The 18,689-nt window shown below is 61.7% G+C and carries 21 protein-coding genes and 1 tRNA gene; 17 read left to right on the forward strand and 5 right to left on the reverse strand.

The window, feature by feature from the left end:
- The first annotated feature begins 71 nt into the window (after positions 1 to 71).
- The 4 genes from K6M89_RS06515 (at position 72) to K6M89_RS06530 (ending at position 1,460) form a co-directional block, all read left to right on the forward strand.
- On the forward strand, positions 72 to 521 hold the full coding sequence (locus tag K6M89_RS06515) for a phasin (RefSeq protein ID WP_222138822.1): 450 nt from the start codon (positions 72 to 74) through the stop codon (positions 519 to 521).
- 131 nt (positions 522 to 652) lie between these two features.
- A tRNA-His gene (locus K6M89_RS06520) sits at positions 653 to 729 on the forward strand.
- 92 nt (positions 730 to 821) lie between these two features.
- Positions 822 to 1,259 (forward strand): DUF4174 domain-containing protein, encoded by a 438-nt coding sequence (locus tag K6M89_RS06525; RefSeq protein WP_222138823.1) that lies wholly within the window; start codon positions 822 to 824, stop codon positions 1,257 to 1,259.
- A 33-nt stretch (positions 1,260 to 1,292) separates the two neighbouring features.
- A complete protein-coding gene (locus K6M89_RS06530) occupies positions 1,293 to 1,460 on the forward strand; it encodes a hypothetical protein (RefSeq protein ID WP_097667589.1) in 168 nt (55 codons plus the stop codon).
- Here K6M89_RS06530 and K6M89_RS06535 read toward each other — a convergent pair.
- The gene (locus K6M89_RS06535; RefSeq protein ID WP_222138824.1) at positions 1,457 to 2,338 is read right to left on the reverse strand and encodes a LysR family transcriptional regulator; all 882 of its coding nucleotides are present in this window, start codon (positions 2,336 to 2,338) and stop codon (positions 1,457 to 1,459) included. The genes K6M89_RS06530 and K6M89_RS06535 overlap by 4 nt on opposite strands.
- Complete coding sequence (locus K6M89_RS06540) at positions 2,335 to 2,649, reverse strand: putative quinol monooxygenase (protein ID WP_222138825.1); 315 nt, start codon at positions 2,647 to 2,649, stop codon at positions 2,335 to 2,337. The genes K6M89_RS06535 and K6M89_RS06540 overlap by 4 nt, the downstream gene beginning before the upstream one ends.
- 173 nt (positions 2,650 to 2,822) lie before the next feature.
- Between K6M89_RS06540 and K6M89_RS06545 the strand changes: the two genes are divergently transcribed.
- The 10 genes from K6M89_RS06545 (at position 2,823) to K6M89_RS06590 (ending at position 13,645) form a co-directional block, all read left to right on the forward strand.
- Positions 2,823 to 4,319: a CoA-acylating methylmalonate-semialdehyde dehydrogenase gene (locus tag K6M89_RS06545; RefSeq protein WP_222138826.1), complete on the forward strand. Its 1,497-nt coding sequence runs from the start codon at positions 2,823 to 2,825 to the stop codon at positions 4,317 to 4,319.
- Positions 4,320 to 4,474: 155 nt separating this feature from the next.
- Entirely contained in the window at positions 4,475 to 5,557 is a 1,083-nt protein-coding gene (locus tag K6M89_RS06550) for a YjgN family protein (protein WP_222138827.1), read from the forward strand.
- Complete coding sequence (locus K6M89_RS06555; RefSeq protein WP_222138828.1) at positions 5,547 to 6,596, forward strand: M48 family metallopeptidase; 1,050 nt, start codon at positions 5,547 to 5,549, stop codon at positions 6,594 to 6,596. The genes K6M89_RS06550 and K6M89_RS06555 overlap by 11 nt, the downstream gene beginning before the upstream one ends.
- A 110-nt stretch (positions 6,597 to 6,706) precedes the next feature.
- Positions 6,707 to 7,189 carry an iron-responsive transcriptional regulator RirA gene (rirA, locus tag K6M89_RS06560; protein WP_222138829.1) on the forward strand — a complete coding sequence of 161 codons (483 nt, stop codon included), beginning with the start codon at positions 6,707 to 6,709 and terminating at the stop codon, positions 7,187 to 7,189.
- 335 nt (positions 7,190 to 7,524) lie between these two features.
- Entirely contained in the window at positions 7,525 to 9,120 is a 1,596-nt protein-coding gene (locus K6M89_RS06565; RefSeq protein ID WP_222138830.1) for an ABC transporter substrate-binding protein, read from the forward strand.
- An 87-nt stretch (positions 9,121 to 9,207) separates the two neighbouring features.
- Positions 9,208 to 10,212, forward strand: a complete 1,005-nt coding sequence (locus K6M89_RS06570; protein WP_222138831.1) for an ABC transporter permease subunit — start codon at positions 9,208 to 9,210, stop codon at positions 10,210 to 10,212.
- Positions 10,213 to 10,221: 9 nt separating this feature from the next.
- Positions 10,222 to 11,112: an ABC transporter permease subunit gene (locus tag K6M89_RS06575; RefSeq protein ID WP_222138832.1), complete on the forward strand. Its 891-nt coding sequence runs from the start codon at positions 10,222 to 10,224 to the stop codon at positions 11,110 to 11,112.
- A complete protein-coding gene (locus K6M89_RS06580; RefSeq protein WP_222138833.1) occupies positions 11,112 to 12,128 on the forward strand; it encodes an ABC transporter ATP-binding protein in 1,017 nt (338 codons plus the stop codon). The genes K6M89_RS06575 and K6M89_RS06580 overlap by 1 nt, the downstream gene beginning before the upstream one ends.
- Positions 12,125 to 13,078, forward strand: a complete 954-nt coding sequence (locus tag K6M89_RS06585; RefSeq protein ID WP_097605589.1) for a peptide ABC transporter ATP-binding protein — start codon at positions 12,125 to 12,127, stop codon at positions 13,076 to 13,078. The genes K6M89_RS06580 and K6M89_RS06585 overlap by 4 nt, the downstream gene beginning before the upstream one ends.
- A 27-nt stretch (positions 13,079 to 13,105) precedes the next feature.
- A complete protein-coding gene (locus K6M89_RS06590; protein WP_222138834.1) occupies positions 13,106 to 13,645 on the forward strand; it encodes a gluconokinase in 540 nt (179 codons plus the stop codon).
- Here K6M89_RS06590 and K6M89_RS06595 read toward each other — a convergent pair.
- From K6M89_RS06595 to K6M89_RS06605, 3 genes are all read right to left on the reverse strand, one after another.
- Positions 13,635 to 14,882: an NAD(P)/FAD-dependent oxidoreductase gene (locus tag K6M89_RS06595; RefSeq protein WP_222138835.1), complete on the reverse strand. Its 1,248-nt coding sequence runs from the start codon at positions 14,880 to 14,882 to the stop codon at positions 13,635 to 13,637. The two genes, K6M89_RS06590 and K6M89_RS06595, sit on opposite strands and share 11 nt — an antisense overlap.
- Positions 14,883 to 14,955: 73 nt before the next feature.
- The gene (locus K6M89_RS06600) at positions 14,956 to 15,459 is read right to left on the reverse strand and encodes an isoprenylcysteine carboxyl methyltransferase family protein (protein WP_222138836.1); all 504 of its coding nucleotides are present in this window, start codon (positions 15,457 to 15,459) and stop codon (positions 14,956 to 14,958) included.
- A complete protein-coding gene (locus tag K6M89_RS06605; RefSeq protein ID WP_222138837.1) occupies positions 15,456 to 16,508 on the reverse strand; it encodes a type III polyketide synthase in 1,053 nt (350 codons plus the stop codon). Before K6M89_RS06605 ends, K6M89_RS06600 begins: the two co-directional genes overlap by 4 nt.
- 167 nt (positions 16,509 to 16,675) lie before the next feature.
- Here K6M89_RS06605 and K6M89_RS06610 point away from each other — a divergent pair, with 167 nt between their 5' ends.
- From K6M89_RS06610 to K6M89_RS06620, 3 genes are read left to right on the forward strand one after another with little or no spacing between them, the layout of a single operon-like run.
- Positions 16,676 to 17,212, forward strand: coding sequence for a tetratricopeptide repeat protein (locus K6M89_RS06610; protein WP_222138838.1), 537 nt, complete (start codon positions 16,676 to 16,678; stop codon positions 17,210 to 17,212).
- A 44-nt stretch (positions 17,213 to 17,256) separates the two neighbouring features.
- Positions 17,257 to 17,862, forward strand: coding sequence for an RNA polymerase sigma factor (locus K6M89_RS06615; RefSeq protein ID WP_222138839.1), 606 nt, complete (start codon positions 17,257 to 17,259; stop codon positions 17,860 to 17,862).
- Positions 17,859 to 18,659 (forward strand): anti-sigma factor family protein, encoded by an 801-nt coding sequence (locus K6M89_RS06620; protein ID WP_222138840.1) that lies wholly within the window; start codon positions 17,859 to 17,861, stop codon positions 18,657 to 18,659. The genes K6M89_RS06615 and K6M89_RS06620 overlap by 4 nt, the downstream gene beginning before the upstream one ends.
- Positions 18,660 to 18,689: the final 30 nt, after the last annotated feature.

Genomic DNA, 18,689 nt, shown 5'->3' on the forward strand with positions numbered 1-18,689 from the left:
AATGAAATGCCCTATATAGACGTCATTCGATGATCACAGGCAGCGACTGCCTCAACCCAAAGGAATGCGACATGGCTACCATAAAGACCGATGACGTTTTTTCAATCGCTTCTTTCGACCCGTCCAAGCTCACGGAATCCTTCCGCGAATTCGCTGAAAAGGGCGCACAGCAGTCGAAAGACGCCTATGCCAAGCTGAAGACCGCCGGCGAAGAAGCCGGCAAGACGCTCGAAGCCACCGTCCAGACGGCCCAGGCCGGCACCGTCGAGATCGGCCTGAAGGCAATCGACGTCCTGCGGGTCAATGCCGAGAGCTCGCTCTCGCACATGGAAGCACTGCTCGGCGTCAAGTCGGTCGCCGAATTCGTCGAGCTGCAGACTTCGTTCCTGCGCAAGCAGGCCGAACTCGCCGTCGACCAGGCGAAGTCGATGCAGGAAACCACCAAGCAGGTTGCCGAAAAGCTCGCAAAGCCTTCCAAGGAAGCCGCCGAAAAGGCCATGGCCTCCTTCAAGGTTGCCTGATCGGTCTTTGCCGATTGCAAACAAAAAGGCTGGACCCCGCGTCCAGCCTTTTTGTATATTGACGAGGAATGGGGCTTGAATTCATCGCCAAGTCCTCGTATGTGACCCCCATCGCGCCCGGCGCGGTTTATGCGGTTGTAGCTCAGTTGGTTAGAGCGCAGGTTTGTGGCACCTGAGGTCGGAGGTTCGAGACCCCCCAACCGTACCATCTCCCCCTTCAGAGTGAAAATCCGGTTCCCACCGTTTCAATGGAACCCATGCCATATCCGCACCGTTCTCCGGGTTAACGGGAGAATATGCATGTCGAAAACCCTTCTCTACGGCGCGACCAAGATCGACGAGACGAACAGCGCCTATGCGCCGATCGAAAGCCTTGCTGCCTTCCAATGGAAGAACCGCGTCTTCATTCTTTTCGCCGACAAGGACAATGCCCGCGCGGCGCGCCAGGAAAACCAGCTGCTTTCTGATCGCGCGGCGCTCGACGAGCGCGATATGGTGATATTGAAGGTGTCCGCCGGTAATGTCCGGCCGCTTTTCGGCGCTGCCGATGACCTCGACGGCGAAGCGATCCGCCGTGATCTCGAGGGGCCGGAGGCGGGAGAATTCGCCGCTTTCCTTCTTGGGAAGGACGGCACTGTGAAGCTCAAGGTCAGCGAGCCGATCACCAACGGCGAGCTCTTCGCCATTATCGACAGCATGCCGATGCGCGCTGCCGAGACGCTGAAGGCGGACAAATAGCCCGGAACATCGCAAACATGAAGGGAGGCGGTCATGTCCGTGCCCAACGAACCCATTCCCGATCAGCCACCGATGCCGGCACCCGGCTGGAAGCCGGTGCCGCCGATCACCGAACCGGAGCCGGACCGGCTTCCGGATGAAGCGCCGGTTCCCAATCCGGATGAGAACGATGAGCCAGCCAAACACGTTTCCGGGAGTTAAAGGAAGATTTGCCGCTCGGCGCTGACGAGCTCTTGCAGGAAGTCGACGACACTGCGGACGCGCACGAGATCGCGCGCCGTTTCGTGATAGGTGGTCCAATAGGCGCGGCGGATCGAAACCTCAGGCAGGATGCGCTGAAGTTCCGGATATTGCCGGGCGATATAATCGTGCAGGATGCCGATGCCGGCGCCGGATCGCACCGCCTCGGTCTGGCCGATCGCCGTCGAGATTTCGAATCCGGCGTCCCAACTGCGCATCACTTCGCCGGAGAAATTCAGCGAGGCGGTGAAGAGCAGGTCCTCGACATAGCCGATGCGCGGATGCGCCTTCAGCGCCTCGACATCGCCAGGCCTGCCGTGGCGGGCGAGATAGTCGCGCGAGGCATAGAGGCCGAGCGTATAGTCCGTGAGCTTGGAGGAAACCAGACGGCCCTGTTCGGGACGCTCCAGCGTGATGGCGATATCCGCCTCGCGCTGCGACAGCGAGAAGGAGCGCGGCACGGGCACCAGCTGGATTTTCAACGCCGGATGGCGCTCGATCAGCCTGCCCATGCGCGGCGCCAGAAACGAGACACCGAAGCCATCGGGCGCGCCGACACGTACGGTACCGGCGATTGCCGTGTCGGTGTGGCCGAGATTGGCCTGCACTGCCAGCATTTCAGTTTCCATGCGCTCGGCGGCGTGCAGGAAGACCCCGCCTTCGGCCGTCAGCTCGCAGCCATTCGTGCGGCGGATGAAAAGCCGCGTCTTCAACGCCTCTTCGAGCGACGTCAGCCGCCGTGAAAGCGTGGCGTGATTGAGCCCCAGCCGCTTCGAAGCGGCAAGGATCTGCCCGGTGCGGGCGACGGCGAGGAAAATGCGGACATCGTCCCAGTTCATGGCTTGGCACGCATGACTATCGGATCGACATCGATCAGCAAGAGCGATGTCACCATGCCGGCCGTCTCACTCTTGTATTTGAGGAAATGCGGTGTCCGCAGATGGGCCTCATAGGCTTCCTGGTCGGCGTAGACCTCGAGGATACGGATCAGGTTTGGATTGTTCCGGAGCGAAACGGCGCTGAGCGAGAGAACGCCGTCTTCCAGAGCGAGCGACGCCTCGATTTCTTCTGTAAGCAAAGCGCGGTAGGCTTCCAGCTTGGCCGGATCAATCTCCAGCTCCGCCATTCTGACGACAGGTTCCCGGCTCATCGGCTCGACCTCTCCTTGGGTTTGACTTGTTCAAATGGGGTGCCAAGTTTGAAAATATCAGCACCCGATGCAACAATCGAGCTATAATATGCGCACAACGGTTGCTTATATCAGCGCATTGATTTGTGCAAATTGAAGTGCGATTGTAGGCCATCGAAACAGGAGGAACATCCATGCGTGAGATCGGACATTTCATCGGCGGCCAGCAGGTCGCCGGCACCAGCGGCCGTGTCAGCAACGTCTACAATCCGGCAACCGGCGAAGTGCAGGCGACCGTCGCACTTGCAAGCGTTGAGGAATTGCGCGCCGCCGTCGAAAACGCCAAGGCCGCGCAGCCGAAATGGGCTGCCACCAATCCCCAGCGCCGCGCCCGCGTCTTCTTCAAGTTCGTCGAACTCTTGAACAAGCACATGGATGAACTGGCCGAAATGCTCTCCAAGGAGCACGGCAAGACGATCGAGGACGCCAAGGGCGACGTCATCCGCGGCCTCGAAGTCTGCGAATTCGTCTGCGGCATTCCGCATCTCGCCAAGGGCGAGTTCACCGAGGGTGCGGGTCCGGCGATCGACATGTATTCGATCCGCCAGCCGGTCGGCATCGGCGCCGGCATCACCCCCTTCAACTTCCCCGGCATGATCCCGATGTGGATGTTCGCGCCGGCGATCGCCTGCGGCAACGCCTTCATCCTGAAGCCATCCGAGCGTGATCCCTCCTTGCCGATCCGTCTCGCCGAACTGATGATCGAGGCCGGACTGCCGGCCGGCATCCTCAATGTCGTCAACGGCGACAAGGGTGCGGTCGACGCGATCCTCACCGATCCCGATATCGGCGCCGTCTCCTTCGTCGGCTCGACGCCGATCGCCCGCTACGTCTACGGCACGGCAGCGATGAACGGCAAGCGCGCCCAGTGCTTCGGCGGCGCCAAGAACCACATGATCATCATGCCGGACGCCGATATGGATCAGGCCGTCAACGCGCTGATGGGTGCAGGTTACGGTTCGGCCGGCGAACGCTGCATGGCGATTTCGGTGGCCGTCCCGGTCGGCGAGGAAACCGCCAACCGGCTCGTCGAGAAGCTGACGCCGAAGATCGAATCGCTGCGCATCGGCCCCTACACCGACGACAAGGCCGACATGGGCCCGCTCGTCACCAAGGACGCCTATACCCGCGTTCGCGGCCTGATCGACCGCGGCGTCGAGGAAGGCGCCAAGCTCGTCGTCGACGGCCGCAATTTCAAGCTCCAGGGTTATGAAGACGGCTATTTCGTCGGCGGCTGCCTGTTCGATCACGTCACGCCCGAGATGGATATCTACAAGACCGAAATCTTCGGACCTGTCCTCTCCGTCGTTCGCGCCCAGAACTACGAGGAAGCGCTGTCGCTGCCGATGAAGCATGAATACGGCAACGGCGTCGCCATCTACACCCGTGACGGCGATGCCGCCCGCGATTTCGCCTCGCGCGTCAATATCGGCATGATCGGCATCAACGTTCCGATCCCGGTTCCGCTCGCCTACCACTCCTTCGGCGGCTGGAAGGCATCGAGCTTCGGCGACCTCAACCAGCACGGCACCGACTCGATCAAGTTCTGGACCAAGACCAAGACCGTCACCGCCCGCTGGCCCTCCGGCATCAAGAGCGGCGCCGAATTCGTCATGCCGACGATGAAGTGATCCGCGCGATAGATCGAACTGCAATTCGGGGGCCTTTCGGCCCCCGTTTTCGATTTCAGGTTGTTGATTTCTTCGCTCTTTGCTTTTCTGTTGGTGCGCCCGACACGTGATTCTCATCATGATGTGTTGGGCAATGTGCTGGGGGAACAAAGATCATGGACAACAGAGTGTCCGCGGGCGCCGCGGCAAATGCGTTCGAGCGTGCCCGGTTCACCGGCACGGCTTCGGAATATTTCGGCATCTGGATCGTCAACGTCCTTTTGACGATCGTAACGCTCGGCATCTATTCAGCCTGGGCGAAAGTGCGGCGCAATCGTTATTTCTACGGCAACACCGTCGTACTCGGCCGCGCTTTCGAATATCACGCAAGCGGCATGCAGATATTCATCGGCCGCCTGATCGTGTTCGCCTTCATCGTGGTGGCCAACATTCTGGCGGCGATTCATCCGCTGTTCTCGGTCGTGACCACGATCCTTGTGCTGATCACGCTCCCCTGGTTGATCGTCAGAGGCCTTCGCTTCAATGCCCGCGTGACCAGCTACCGCAACGTGCGATTTGATTTCACCGGCACCGCTGGCGGCGCCTTCGTCTGCGTGATGCTCGGAAGCCTCGTCGCTTTCCTGTCGCTGGGATTGCTTGCACCCTTCGCCAGCCGGTGGCTCAACCGCTATGTTTTCAACAATCTCCGCTACGGCAATCGGCCTTTCGAGACCGATCCCAAGATCGGCGCGCTCTACCGCGCGCTTCTCATCCCGGCCCTGATGGTCGTGCTGGGCCTGGTCGTTCTCGCCGGCTTGGTTGCGATCGCGGTCGTCGGGATTCAGGCCAATGACCCCGGCGTAATCGAGCATGACGCCGCTATGTTAATGATAGTGTCGGGAATGTATCTTGTCGTTTTCGGCCTCATCATCGTCTATGGCCTTGCAGGCCTCATCTATCGGGCAGCCGTCCATAACATCGTCTGGTCGTCGACCCGCATCGACGGCCGGCATCTCCTGAGAAGCGATCTTTCCCGGGCGCGTTATGCCTGGATCGCCATATCGAACGTTGTGGTGACGATGCTCACCCTCGGCCTGATGCGCCCCTGGGCGGCGGTTCGCCTGGCGCGTTATGTCGCCGAGCACACGGCGATTCGCATCGACGGCGAAATCGGCGAGGTCTTTACGCAGTTTCAAACGGCTGGCGCCGCCGTCGGTGCGGAATATATGAGCATGGAAGGGATCGATTTTGGTTTCTGATGCAGACATCATCGCGAGAGGGGAATGGTATCCGCCGCACTCGAGCGGCTCCGTTCCCGCCCGCCTGCTGTCGCGCGGGGGGCGCCTGCTCGCCGTAACCGAAGAGGATGTCGCTCTTTCGGATAGCGCGGCCGGAGGGGTCTCCTTCACTCCGCGCGTCGGGTCGATCCCCCGACGCGCCATCTTTGCCGACGGCTCGATCTTCGAGAGTGGCGAGAATGATGCCATCGACGCCTTTCTTGGCGGCGGCGGAAGAAGCGGCTGGGTGCATCGGCTGGAGGAATTTCATCCCCGCATCTTCGTCTTCGCGGTCGCGGTTGTTCTGCTTGCCGTCGCAATTTATCGTTACGCGCTGCCGGCGCTCGTCGAAGTCGCCATCTTCGTGACACCGCCTGTGGTCTCCGAAGCGATGTCCCGTGGCGCTCTCAATACGCTGGATGCGACGGCGCTGTCCCCCAGCCATCTGACGGTCGCCCGGCAGGCCGAAATCGCCGGCCGCTTTAACCAAGTGGCTGCCAGTGCCGACGGTGGTGCTAACCGTTATGTGCTGAATTTCCGTGATGGCGGTCTGATCGGTCCCAATGCTTTCGCGCTTCCCGATGGCAATATCGTCATTACCGACCAGTTGATCGAACTGGCGGATGGCGATGACGAGATGATAACCGGCGTTCTCGCTCACGAGCTCGGTCATGTCGAATATAAGCACAGCCTCAGGCAGCTCTATCGCGCCGCAGGTGTGGCCGGCCTCGTCATGCTGATTGCCGGCGATGTCGGCTCCGGTGTCGAGGATATCCTGACGCAGGGCGGCGGCCTGCTTGCATTGTCCTATTCACGCAGTGCAGAGGCCGAGGCCGACCGGCGCTCGGTGGAACTGATGCGCAAGGCCGGCTTGGATCCAGTTGCGATCGCTCGTTTTTTTGATCTCCTGGAAACGAAACTAGGGGATCATTCCGGAACCAGCATGCTCTCGACCCATCCAGGCACCCCGGATCGCAAGCAGGCCATCCTCGACTATAATGAGACCCTGCAGCGGAATTGACGTCGCGGCATTTGACCTCATAAGCTGAATGCGAATTTCATATTTTGGAATTGTTCAAAACTACCAAACCGCCTATATAGGTCTGAACAGGCACGAGTCAGGAGAATGGCATGCGGTTGACGAAGCAGACCAACTATGCGGTTCGCATGTTGATGTATTGTGCTGCCAACGACGGGCACCTCAGCCGGATTCCGGAAATCGCCAAGGCTTACGGCGTTTCCGAGCTCTTTCTTTTCAAGATCCTTCAGCCCCTGAACAAGGCAGGTCTGGTCGAGACCGTGCGCGGCCGCAACGGCGGCGTGCGCTTGGGCAAGCCGGCGGCCGACATCACGCTCTTCGACGTGGTGCGGGTCACGGAAGACAGTTTCGCCATGGCCGAATGCTTCGAGGATGACGGCGTGGTCGAATGCCCGCTGGTCGACAGCTGCGGCCTGAATTCGGCGCTGCGCAAGGCGCTCAACGCCTTCTTCGCCGTGCTTTCGGAATATACCATCGACGATCTCGTCAAGGCGCGTCCGCAGATCAATTTCCTTCTTGGACTGACCGGCGAGCAGGACTATCGCAAGCCCGCGATCGTCGTCCCGGCCGCCTGAATTCACAGCAGAACAGACTTGTAAAACCGCGGTTGCCCCGGCAGCCGCGGTTTTTGTTTGCGGCGTTTTCGCCGGGCTCGCGGACGCGGGAAACGGTCATTATGCGCAGCTGAGGGGGTGCAATATCCAAAATGCGACGAAATTCCGCTGGTTTTTATCCAAATATTTCCAATTGAGGCTGATTTTTGACCGAAAATTTCTAAAATTGTCCAACTGGAAAAATTTTCTCCGTAGCCCGTTGCTTTCAGTAGATAAATGTCGTTCCATCGACCGTCGATCGGGATGCCTATCTGCGGTCTCCAGACATCAAAAAAGAACAACCGGGAAACAATACTATGAAAAAGATCTCTGTCATGCTGGCAGCGACGGCCCTGATTTCGGTCATGGCGACGTCGGCCTGGTCCAAGACCCTTGTTTATTGCTCCGAGGGCTCGCCGGAAGGCTTCGACCCGAGCCTCTACACGGCAGGGACGACCTTCGACGCGTCGTCGCGCACCGTCTACAGCCGCCTCGTCGAATTCAAGCACGGCGGCACCGAGATCGAACCCGGTCTGGCCGACAGCTGGAGCGTTTCGGACGATGGCAAGGAATACACCTTCAAGCTTCATCCCGGCGTCAAGTTCCAGACCACCGACTTCTTCACCCCGACGCGCGATTTCAATGCCGACGATGTCGTATTTTCCTTCGAGCGCCAGTTGAAGTCCGACAATCCGTGGAACAAGTATGTCGAGGGCGGCTCCTACGAATATGCCGCTGGCATGGGCTTCCCTGAGCTGATCAAGTCGGTCGAGAAGGTCGATGATCTCACCGTCAAGTTCACGCTCAACCACCCGGAAGCGCCGTTCCTGGCCGACCTCGCCATGGACTTCGCCTCGATCGTCTCCAAGGAATATGCCGACAAGCTTGCCGCCGACGGCAAGATGGCGCAGCTGAACCAGCAGCCGCTCGGCACCGGGCCGTTCACTTTCGTCGCCTACCAGCCGGATGCCGTCATCCGTTACAAGGCGAACGAAACCTACTTCAAGGGCAAGGAAAAGATCGACGATCTGGTGTTCGCTATCACCTCCGACGCTGCGGTGCGCGCGCAGAAGCTGAAGGCCGGTGAGTGCCACCTGATCCCCTATCCGAACGCAGCCGATGTTCCGGAACTGAAGAAGGATGAGAACCTGACGGTCCTCGAGCAGCCCGGCCTCAACGTCAGCTACCTCGCCTACAACACGCAGATGGCTCCCTTCGATAAGCCGGAGGTTCGCCGCGCACTCAATATGGCGATCAACAAGCAGGCGATCGTCGACGCCGTCTTCCAGGGTGCGGCCACCGTTGCCAAGAACCCAATCCCGCCGACCATGTGGTCCTATAACGACGCCGTTCAGGACGAAAAATACGATCCTGATGCAGCCAAGAAGGCTCTTGCCGATGCTGGCGTCAAGGATCTCAGCATGAAAGTCTGGGCGATGCCGGTGTCGCGTCCCTACATGCTGAACGCGCGCCGTGCCGCTGAACTGATCCAGGCCGATTTCGCCAAGATCGGCGTCAAGGTCGAGATCGTTACCCATGAATGGGCCGAATATTTGAAGCTCTCTTCCGACGTGAAGCGCGACGGCGCCGTCATCCTCGGCTGGACCGGCGACAACGGCGACCCTGACAACTTCATGGATACGCTGCTCGGTTGCGATGCCGTCGGCGGCAACAATCGCGCCCAGTGGTGCAACAAGGAATATGACGACCTGATGACCAAGGCCAAGCTGACTGCCGATGTCGGCGAGCGCACCAAGGCCTATGAGCAGGCCCAGCTGATCTTCAAGAAGGAAGCCCCGTGGGCGACCCTCGATCACTCGCTCGTCTTCGTTCCGATGAGCAAGAAGGTATCCGGCTTCCACATGGACCCGCTAGGCATTCACCGCTTCGACGGCGTCGACGTATCCGAATAGCAAGAATAATGTAAGAATGCCCGGCAGAGCTGGGCGCAGCCGGCGGTCAGGCACCCCCTGACCGCCGGAAACTATTGGACATCTGCCATGTTGCGTTTTTTCATCGGCCGCCTTGCGGTGCTGATCCCGACATTCCTCGGCGTTTCCCTCATTGCCTTCTCGTTCATCCGCATGCTCCCCGGCGATCCCGTCATGCTTCTGTCCGGTGAACGTGTCATGGCGCCGGAACGGCACGCCCAGATCATGCACGATCTCGGTTTCGACCGGCCCATGTATGTGCAGTATTTCGATTATCTCGGAAAGGTGTTGCAAGGCGATCTCGGAACCTCGATCGTCACCAAGCGGCCCGTTCTCGGCGAATTCCTGACGCTGTTTCCGGCGACACTCGAACTTTCCTTCTGTGCCATCATGCTCGCCGTCTGTCTTGGCGTGCCCGCCGGCATCTTTGCCGCCGTCAAGCGAGGCACCTGGTTCGATCAGAGCGTGATGGGTATTGCCCTGATCGGCTATTCCATGCCGATTTTCTGGTGGGGCCTACTGCTGATCATTTTCTTCTCCGGCTACCTCGGCTGGACGCCTGTTTCGGGCCGCATCTCGCTGATGTATTTCTTCAAACCGGTCACCGGCTTCATGCTGATCGACAGCCTGCTGTCGGGCCAGAAGGGGGCGTTTTCCTCGGCTGTCAGCTATCTCATCCTTCCGACAATCGTGCTGGCCACCATCCCGCTTGCCGTCATCGCCCGCCAGACGCGCTCGGCGATGCTCGAGGTTCTGGGCGAGGACTACGTCCGCACGGCTCGCTCGAAAGGTTTAAAGCCGTTGCGCGTCGTCGGCGTGCATGCGCTGCGCAACGCGATGATCCCCGTCATCACCACGATCGGCCTGCAGATCGGCGTTCTTCTTGCCGGCGCCATCCTCACCGAGACGATCTTCTCCTGGCCGGGCATCGGCAAATGGATGGTCGATTCGGTGTTCAAGCGCGATTACGCCGTGGTTCAGGGCGGTCTTCTGCTGATCGCCGGCGTCATCATGCTGGTCAATCTGATTGTTGATGTTCTCTACGGCTTCATCAATCCGCGTATTCGTCACTAGGAGCGGTCCATGAGCACGGTCACCGTCAAAACCGGCCAGCCATCCGCTCTTGCGGAGTTCTGGCATTACTTCTCCCGCAACAAGGGCGCCGTCATCGGCCTCGTTGTTTTCGTCATCATTCTCGTCGTTGCGATTTTCGCTCCGGTCTTCGCGCCGCATGCGCCGAACGAGCAGAACCGTGAGGTGCTGCTCGCTGTGCCTGCCTGGATGGAGGCCGGCCGTGCCTCCTTTCCACTCGGAACGGATGCCGTCGGCCGCGACATCCTCTCGCGGCTGATCTATGGCGCACGGTTCTCGCTGTTCATCGGCGTCGTGGTCGTGACAATTTCGGTGGTTTGCGGTGTTTTGATCGGCCTGGTCGCCGGCTATTTCCGCGGCAAGATCGATACGGCGATCATGCGCCTGATGGATATCATCCTGGCCTTCCCGTCGTTGCTGCTTGCTCTCGTACTGGTCGCCGTGCTGGGGCCTGGCCTGACCAACGCGATGATTGCGATTTCGCTGGTCAACCAGCCGCATTTCGTGCGGTTGACGCGCGCCTCGGTCATCACGGAGCGTGAGAAGGAATATGTGATCGCCTCGCGTGTCGCCGGTGCGGGCACCCTGCGCTTGATGTTCAAGACGATCCTGCCGAACTGTCTTGGGCCGCTGATCGTCCAGGCGACGCTCGCCTTCTCGGCGGCGATCCTCGATGCCGCGGCCCTCGGCTTCCTCGGCATGGGCGCCCAGCCGCCGACGCCCGAATGGGGCACGATGCTCGCCGAATCCCGCGAGTTCATCTCGCGCGCCTGGTGGGTCGTAACATTCCCGGGTCTTGCAATCCTCATCACCGTTCTTGCCATCAACCTGATGGGTGACGGCCTGCGCGATGCGCTTGACCCCAAGCTGAAGAGGTCGTGATGCCACTTCTCGAAATCGAAAACCTGACTGTCGAATTCCAGACCTCCTCCGGTCTCTTCCGCGCCGTCGACCGCGTCTCGCTCGCCTGCGACAAGGGTGAAATCCTCTCCGTCGTTGGCGAATCCGGCTCGGGCAAATCCGTTGCCATGCTGGCCCTGATGGGGCTTTTGCCCTGGACGGCAAAGATCACCGCCGACCGTATGCAGTTCGACGGCCAGGATCTGCGCGGCATTTCCGGCCGCCAGCGTCGCAGGATCGTCGGCAAGGACATGGCGATGATCTTCCAGGAGCCGATGTCGAGCCTTAACCCGTGCTTCACGGTCGGCTTCCAGCTCGGCGAGACCCTGCGCTTCCACATGGGCCTCAATAGGAAGGAGCGTCGCCAACGCTCGATCGAGCTCTTGAACCTGGTCGGAATTCCGGCGCCGGAGGATCGGCTGTCAAACTTCCCGCACCAGATGTCGGGCGGCATGAGCCAGCGCGTGATGATCGCCATGGCGCTCGCCTGCAATCCGAAGCTCTTGATCGCCGACGAGCCGACCACCGCGCTCGACGTGACGATCCAGGCGCAGATCCTCGATCTGCTTGTGCGTCTGCAGAAGGAGCACGGCATGGCGCTGGTGCTGATCACCCATGATATGGGTGTCGTTGCCGAAACCGCCGAGCGCGTGCAGGTGCAATATGCCGGCCAGAAGGTCGAGGAACAGCCGGTGAAGGCGCTGTTCCGCGATCCGCACCATCCCTATACCGCTGCCCTGCTCGCCGCCCTGCCGGAGCGGGCCAAAGTCGGCCAGCGTCTTCCCTCGATCGCCGGCGTCGTGCCCGGCCAGCATGGCCGCCCGACAGGCTGTCTGTTCGCGCCGCGCTGTGGCTACGCCACGGTCGAATGCGATCGCGGTGTCGTGCGCCAGGGGCCGGAGCTCGGGTTGGCACTGTGCAACTATCCTTTGAAGGACGGCAAGCCGCTCGGGCATCCCGGCGTCATGGCCACTGAAACTGCAGGAGACCTGGTATGACGGGCGCTGTTCTCGAGGGCAGGGATCTCGCCCGCTTCTACACCGTCAACCGCGGTCTCTTCAAAGCCGATGCCACCGTCAAGGCGTTGAACGGCGTCAGCTTCAGCCTCCATTCCGGCAAGACGCTCGCCGTCGTCGGCGAATCCGGTTGCGGCAAGTCGACACTCGCCCGCCTGGTCACCATGATCGAGGATCCGACGGCCGGGGAACTGCTGATCGACGGCAAGCCTGCGCGCATCGGCGACCGCAGCCTGCGCAGCCAGGTGCAGATCGTCTTCCAGAACCCCTACGGCTCGCTCAACCCGCGCCAGAAGGTCGGTTCGATCCTCGAAGAGCCGCTGAAGATCAACACCGATCTCAATGCCGCCGCCCGCCGCCGCAAGGTGGAGGAGATGATGGCCCGTGTCGGCCTGCGTCCGGAACACTATGGCCGCTATCCCCATATGTTCTCCGGCGGCCAGCGCCAGCGCATCGCCATCGCCCGCGCCCTGATGCTGCGGCCGAAGGTGCTGGTGCTCGACGAACCGGTTTCGGCTCTCGACCTGTCGATCCAGGCGCAGGTGCTGAACCTGTTGATGGACCTGCAGAAGGAGATGGGCCTTGCCTATCTCTTCATCTCGCACGGCCTCTCCGTCGTCCACCACATCGCCGACGAGGTGATGGTGATGTATCTCGGCCGCCCGGTCGAAACCGGTCCGGCCGCCGAGGTCTTCGCCCGGCCGCGCCATCCCTATACGGCAGCCTTGCTGTCGGCGACACCGATTGCCGATCCGGAACGCGCCAAGAACCGCATCCGGCTGCAAGGCGAGCTGCCGTCGCCGCTGAAGCCGCCGTCCGGCTGTCACTTCAACCCGCGCTGCTGGAAGGCGCAGGACTATTGCCGTCAGGTTTCTCCCGAACTAAGTGGAGAAGGTGCGCAAAAATATGCCTGTCACTTCCCACTCGATTGAGCGGGAAGCCGGAGTCTCGGAGGGATCATGCCGGGTGAGCGGAGGGAAAGACCCCATGCGATCATCGTCATGGGGGTCAGCGGCTGTGGCAAATCCTCGGTCGGCGAAAAGCTGGCGGAAGCCCTGCACCTCGCCTTCGTCGAAGGCGATGCGCTGCATCCGACCGCCAATGTCGAGAAGATGTCGAAGGGCATTCCGCTGACCGATGAGGACAGGATGCCCTGGCTCGACCGCATCGGCGAAGACATCAAGGCCTCGCTGGAGAAAGGCGAGGGCATCATCGTCTCCTGCTCGGCGCTGAAGCGCATCTATCGCGACAGGCTGCGGGCTGCGGCCGGCGGCAACCTGTTTTTCGTTTACCTCGAAGGCTCCAAGGCGCTGCTGACCAAACGGATGGGCGAGCGCAAGGGCCATTTCATGCCGGTCTCGCTGCTCGAAAGCCAGCTGGCGACGCTGGAGGTGCCGACAGCCGAGGCGGGCGTCGTCACCGTCGATATTGACGAGACGGTGGAAGGCATCGCGGCGACGGCCCTGAAAGCGCTTGCCGCTCTCGGCGTCACGGGTTGAAACGCTGCGGCGAATAGGCCGCAATATCGATGAACGGTTTTTCGCCGGTGATGAGCTCGGCCAGCACGCGCCCGGTCACCGGCCCGAGCGTCAGCCCGTGATGGGCATGGCCGAAGGCGAACCACAGGCCCTGATGGCGCGGCGCCTTGCCGATAACAGGCATCATGTCGGGCGTGCACGGCCGCGCGCCCATCCATGGTTCGGGATCGAGCCTGTCGCCGAGCGGGAAGATCGTGCGGGCAACGGCTTCGGCCCGGTCGAGTTGGACCGGCGTCTTCGGCGCGTCGAGCGTTGCGAACTCCGCTCCGGTCGTCAGCCGGATGCCGCGGCGCATCGGCGCCAGGAGATAGCCGCGTTCGGCATCGAGCACCCAGTTGTTGAGCACGGCATTGCCCTTGGCGGCATAATGCATGTGATAACCGCGCTTGACGCCGAGGGGCAAGAAATAGCCGAGCCGGCGTGTTGCGAGCGCCGACCAGGGGCCGAGCGCAATCACCGCATCGTCGGCTTCGAGCGCGCCTTCCCCCGTCATGACCTTCCAGCCCGAGCCGAACGGGCCGAAGGAGGCGGCGTCGCCTGTGACGAAGCGGCCGCCGAGGCTTTCGAAATAACGGCGATAGGCTGAGGTCAGCGCATGCGGGTCGAGCACCGACCAGGGATCGCGCCAGCGGATACCGCCGGCGAAATCGCCTGTCATGTCAGGCTCCATGCGGGCGATGTCGGCCGAGGTCAGGCTGTCATAGTCCACCCCGAATTCACTTTGCCAGAGTGCGGCCTCCGCTAAGGCCTGATCGCGTTTGCCCTCGGTCCGGAAGATCTTCATCCAGCCATCCCTGCGGATCAGCGCTTGCGCCTCCGACGCCTCGATCAGATCCTTGTGCTCGGCGATCGAATGTTCGATCAGCGGCGCGTAGGCCCGGGTGATGATCGCGTGGCGCCGGGCATTGGAATTCCACCAGTAACGGGCGAGAAAGGCGAGCTGGCTCGGCAGCGTGCTGAGGTGATAATGCGCATCGATGCGGTTGTTGAGTGCATAGCGCAGCAACAGGCTGAGCTGCTGCGGAAAGCCGTAGGGCGCGACACCTTCGCGCTGAATCAGTCCGGCATTGCCGAAGGAGGTTTCGTTGCCCGGATCCTTGCGGTCGATCAGCGTCACCTGCCGGCCGCGCCGCTGAAGATGGATGGCCACCGAGACCCCGACGATACCGGCGCCGAGCACAATCGCGTTTTTCGTCATTCCCCTGCATTCCGCTTTGTTGTCGGGGTGAAAATGCTCCCGCCGATATTGCTGCGCAAACGAAAAATCGCATTCATTTCACAATCATTACGCTTTTCAGTGCGGCATTTTCGGCCTTCATGCGGACAAGGAGGACGCAAGCGTTGAGAAGCGAAAAGCCGATCGCGTAAAGCGTCAGCCCGAAGACGAGAGGAAGGGCGAAGATCTCGCCGACAACGATTGCGTAGTTTGGATGCCGCAGGAAGCGATAGGGGCCCGATGTGACGAGCGGCGTGCCGGGCAGGATGATAATGCGCGTCGTCCAGCGGTCTTTCAAGGTCGCCAGCACCCAGAGCCGCAGCGCCTGCAGCCCCATGAACACCGCAAACCAGAAGAGATCGACCGGCTTGCCCGGCGCCAGCAGCCAGAGGCCGATGATCCAGCCGGCATGCAGCGCCACCATGACGGGATAGTGCTCCGGCGCCACCTCCTTGCCGCCTCTGGCGAGAAGGGCGGCGGTGTTGCGCCGGGCGAGCGCAAGTTCGCCAAGCCGCTGCAGCGTCACGAAGGTAAGCAGCGCGATCGACGGCCACATCATGCCGGCCTCTTGAGCGTCACGCAGCTCGCCGAAAAGCCAGGCCCCATGGCGATCATCGCCGAGCGCTCCGGCAATCCGGCGCGGATCGCCCGCTCCAGCACGAAGAGAACGGTCGGCGACGACATATTGCCGTAGTCGGCAAGCACGCCACGCTCGTGATCGAGAGCGCCCGGCGTCAGCGACAGCGCGCTCTCCATCGCGGCCAGCACTTTCGTGCCGCCGGGATGGCAGATGAAGCGGTCGATATCGTCTGGTGCCAGTCCGCTCCGCGCCAGAATGGCCGTCACCGCCGGGCCGAGCTCCTGCTCGGCAAAGGGCGGCAGGGCTTGCGCCAGCACAATGCCGAAGCCGCCATCGTCGATTTTCCAGCCCATGATATCGAGGGTATCGGGAAAGAGATGCTCGCCGGTCGATTCCACTTCCGCCAGCCCGCCGTCGCCCGATCGCAACACGCAGGCGGCGGCGCCGTCGCCGAAAAGCGCCGTCGCGATGATGTTCGGCCGCGTCAGCTCGTCGAGGCGGAAGGCCAGCGTGCAAAGCTCGATCGAGACGAAGAGCACGACGGCGCCCGGCCGGCTTCGCGCCAGTCGCGCGGCGATGGCAAAACCCGACACGCCGGCCGCACAGCCGAGCCCGAACACCGGCACCCGCTCGATATCGGCCCTGAACCCCATCCGGCGGGCCATCTGCGCATCGAGGCTTGGCGTCGTGAAACCGGTGGAGGAGACCGTCACCACACAGTCGACATCGCCGGCCTTAAGCCCGGCCTGCTGAAGGGCCGAGCTCGCGGTCTCGACAAAAAGCCCGCCTGCCACCTCCGCATAGGCCTGCATCCGGTCCTGCCAGCCATGCGCTTCGTCGAACCAGGCAAGCGGCCGCGCGGCATGGCGCTTTTGAATGCCGGCACTGTCGAAGACGCGGGCAAGATGGCGGAAATCCTCGAAACGGTCGGCAAACAGCCGGGCGGAGGCTTCGAGCGCTTGCTTCTGGAAAATGACATGTTCGGGTGCGGCGACGGCGAGGCTGACGAGTTTTACGGTATCGGTCACGGAATTCTCCTTGTCGTTCCCGGCGCAACGCTGAGAACACCCGGTCCCGATGATTTATTCGGCTTCGGTGGCTTCACGAAGCCGTCATGGAGAAAATAGGAGGCCGGCGAATAAAGTCCGGGGCAGCGGTGTTTTCTCCTCGCAACGTCACTTTCGAGGAGTTTCCCATGACGATCATGACAGCCCGTTTCGCTTCCATCCTTCTCGGCGGCTGCCTTGCCGCTTCCCTCTTCTCCGGCCCTGTCTTTGCGGTCGGCGATGACAACAGCACGATGCCGACCTGCAAGAAGGGCGAGATCTACGACCAGAAGACCAAGAAATGCGTCAAGCAGCAGAGCGCCAACGTCTCGGACGAGAACCGCACCGACTATGCCTATTCGCTGGCCAAAGCCGGCCGTTATGAGGAGGCGCTTGCCATGCTCGACACGGTCAAGGACCAGAACAGCGCCGAAGTGCTGAATTATCGCGGTTATGCCACCCGTAAGCTCGGCCGCACCGACGAAGGCATCTCCTATTACCTCCAATCGGTGAAGCTAGACCCGCAATATGCCAAGGTGCGCGAATATCTCGGCGAAGCCTATGTCATCAAGGGCCGGCTCGATCTCGCCAAGGAGCAGTTGACGACCATCAAGGCGATCTGCGGCACGGCCTGCGAGGAGTATCAGGATCTGAACGCGGCTATCCTCGATCCGTCGAAGATCTGATTGCCGGCATGGGCGGGAAGACGGAACCAGAAAGGCATGTGAGAATGTCGGTCGCGCGCGCCTCATTTCCTGCCTATAGTCGCGCGAGAACGGAATCGCCGGTACATCCGGCGGTTCCGAAAAACGCAGGATCGTCGGAGGCGGCCATCGCCAGCGCAGCGGATATCAGGAGCGGCCTGACGGAAAATCTGGCAAGGCTCTGGCGTTATGGTCTTGTTCTCTCGCATCAGCGCGATGTCGCCGACGATCTGGTGCAGGCGACCTGCCTTCGCGCGCTGGAGCGCGCCGATCAATTCGTCCCCGGCACCCGGCTCGACCGCTGGCTGTTTTCGATCTTGCATTCGATCTGGCTGAACGAGATCCGCTCGCGCAGGGTGCGCCAGGGCCAGGGCTTCGTCGATGCTGGCGAGGTGCTGACCTTCGATGGCGCCCACGACACAGAAACCCATGTGATGGCGAGCCAGGTGCTGAAACGGGTGAGTGCGCTGCCCGAGGCGCAGAGGACGGTGGTTTTCCTCGCCTATGTCGAAGGACTTTCCTATCGCGAGGTTGCAGGCATACTGGATATCCCGATCGGCACCGTGATGAGCCGGCTGGCGGCAGCCCGCGCCAAGCTCTCCGGCGACGAGCGGGAAGGGGGACGGCAATGACGACGAAATACACCACTCCCTCCGACGAGGACCTGACCGCCTTCATCGACGGCGAACTGACGGCCGAAGATGCCGCCCGGATCGTGGCCATTGTGAAGGAAGACGAGCGCGTCGCCGAGCGGCTGGAGTTCCTGGCGCGCGCCAGCCTGCCGTTCGAGCAGGCCTTTGCCCCGCTGCTCCAGGAAGCGCCGCGCGAAAAACTGGAGAGAATGCTCGAAGCCATCCCTGCGCGGGAGGATGCAAAAGCTGTCTCGGTGCCCGCTGCCAGCCGCCGCCGCTTCCTCGCCGCGCTCGCCGCGTCGCTCGTCGCCGGCATCGCCATCGATCGCGCCGTCCTCGGCCTCGGCGGACGCTTTTCGGCAAAGGACGAAAGCAGCGAATGGCGCGCCGTGGTCGCCGATTATATCTCGCTCTATACCGCGGAAACGCTGGCCGGCCCGTCGCCCGCCTGGGAGTCTCAGGCCGCCCAGCTTGCCCCCTTCGACGAAAAACTCGGCCTGTCGCTCTCTCCCGAAGCCGTTTCGCTTCCAGGCGTCGATTTCAAACGCGCTCTGCTGCTGCAATATGACGGCAAGCCGCTCGCCCAGATCGCCTATCTCGATCCTGAAACCGGGCCGATGGCGCTTTGCATCGTCCGGTCCGATGCCGGCCCCAAAGCGCCGGACCTCGAAAGCCGCAAAGGCATGAACGTCGTCTACTGGTCGAACGGGAGACACGCCTTCATGCTGATCGGCCATGCGCCGGCCGACAGGATGGCAGCGATTGCCGATGGGGTGCGCGGGAGGGTGGCTGCCTGACCAGCGATTAGCCCTGCGTGAAATCTGACG

This window comes from Rhizobium croatiense (assembly GCF_019793465.1).
GTDB classification, from domain to species: domain Bacteria; phylum Pseudomonadota; class Alphaproteobacteria; order Rhizobiales; family Rhizobiaceae; genus Rhizobium; species Rhizobium croatiense.

Coding starts and splice junctions, on each gene's coding strand:
- K6M89_RS06540 (WP_222138825.1), bottom strand. CDS start 2,649: ATGAGCCGGGAACCTGTCGTCAGAATGGCGGAGCTGGAGATTGATCCG.
- K6M89_RS06620 (WP_222138840.1), top strand. CDS start 17,859: ATGACGACGAAATACACCACTCCCTCCGACGAGGACCTGACCGCCTTC.
- rirA (WP_222138829.1), top strand. CDS start 6,707: ATGCGGTTGACGAAGCAGACCAACTATGCGGTTCGCATGTTGATGTAT.
- K6M89_RS06550 (WP_222138827.1), top strand. CDS start 4,475: ATGGACAACAGAGTGTCCGCGGGCGCCGCGGCAAATGCGTTCGAGCGT.
- K6M89_RS06600 (WP_222138836.1), bottom strand. CDS start 15,459: ATGATGTGGCCGTCGATCGCGCTGCTTACCTTCGTGACGCTGCAGCGG.
- K6M89_RS06590 (WP_222138834.1), top strand. CDS start 13,106: ATGCCGGGTGAGCGGAGGGAAAGACCCCATGCGATCATCGTCATGGGG.
- K6M89_RS06535 (WP_222138824.1), bottom strand. CDS start 2,338: ATGAACTGGGACGATGTCCGCATTTTCCTCGCCGTCGCCCGCACCGGG.
- K6M89_RS06615 (WP_222138839.1), top strand. CDS start 17,257: ATGTCGGTCGCGCGCGCCTCATTTCCTGCCTATAGTCGCGCGAGAACG.
- K6M89_RS06515 (WP_222138822.1), top strand. CDS start 72: ATGGCTACCATAAAGACCGATGACGTTTTTTCAATCGCTTCTTTCGAC.
- K6M89_RS06530 (WP_097667589.1), top strand. CDS start 1,293: ATGTCCGTGCCCAACGAACCCATTCCCGATCAGCCACCGATGCCGGCA.
- K6M89_RS06610 (WP_222138838.1), top strand. CDS start 16,676: ATGACGATCATGACAGCCCGTTTCGCTTCCATCCTTCTCGGCGGCTGC.
- K6M89_RS06595 (WP_222138835.1), bottom strand. CDS start 14,882: ATGACGAAAAACGCGATTGTGCTCGGCGCCGGTATCGTCGGGGTCTCG.
- K6M89_RS06575 (WP_222138832.1), top strand. CDS start 10,222: ATGAGCACGGTCACCGTCAAAACCGGCCAGCCATCCGCTCTTGCGGAG.
- K6M89_RS06580 (WP_222138833.1), top strand. CDS start 11,112: ATGCCACTTCTCGAAATCGAAAACCTGACTGTCGAATTCCAGACCTCC.
- K6M89_RS06585 (WP_097605589.1), top strand. CDS start 12,125: ATGACGGGCGCTGTTCTCGAGGGCAGGGATCTCGCCCGCTTCTACACC.
- K6M89_RS06570 (WP_222138831.1), top strand. CDS start 9,208: ATGTTGCGTTTTTTCATCGGCCGCCTTGCGGTGCTGATCCCGACATTC.
- K6M89_RS06565 (WP_222138830.1), top strand. CDS start 7,525: ATGAAAAAGATCTCTGTCATGCTGGCAGCGACGGCCCTGATTTCGGTC.
- K6M89_RS06545 (WP_222138826.1), top strand. CDS start 2,823: ATGCGTGAGATCGGACATTTCATCGGCGGCCAGCAGGTCGCCGGCACC.
- K6M89_RS06525 (WP_222138823.1), top strand. CDS start 822: ATGTCGAAAACCCTTCTCTACGGCGCGACCAAGATCGACGAGACGAAC.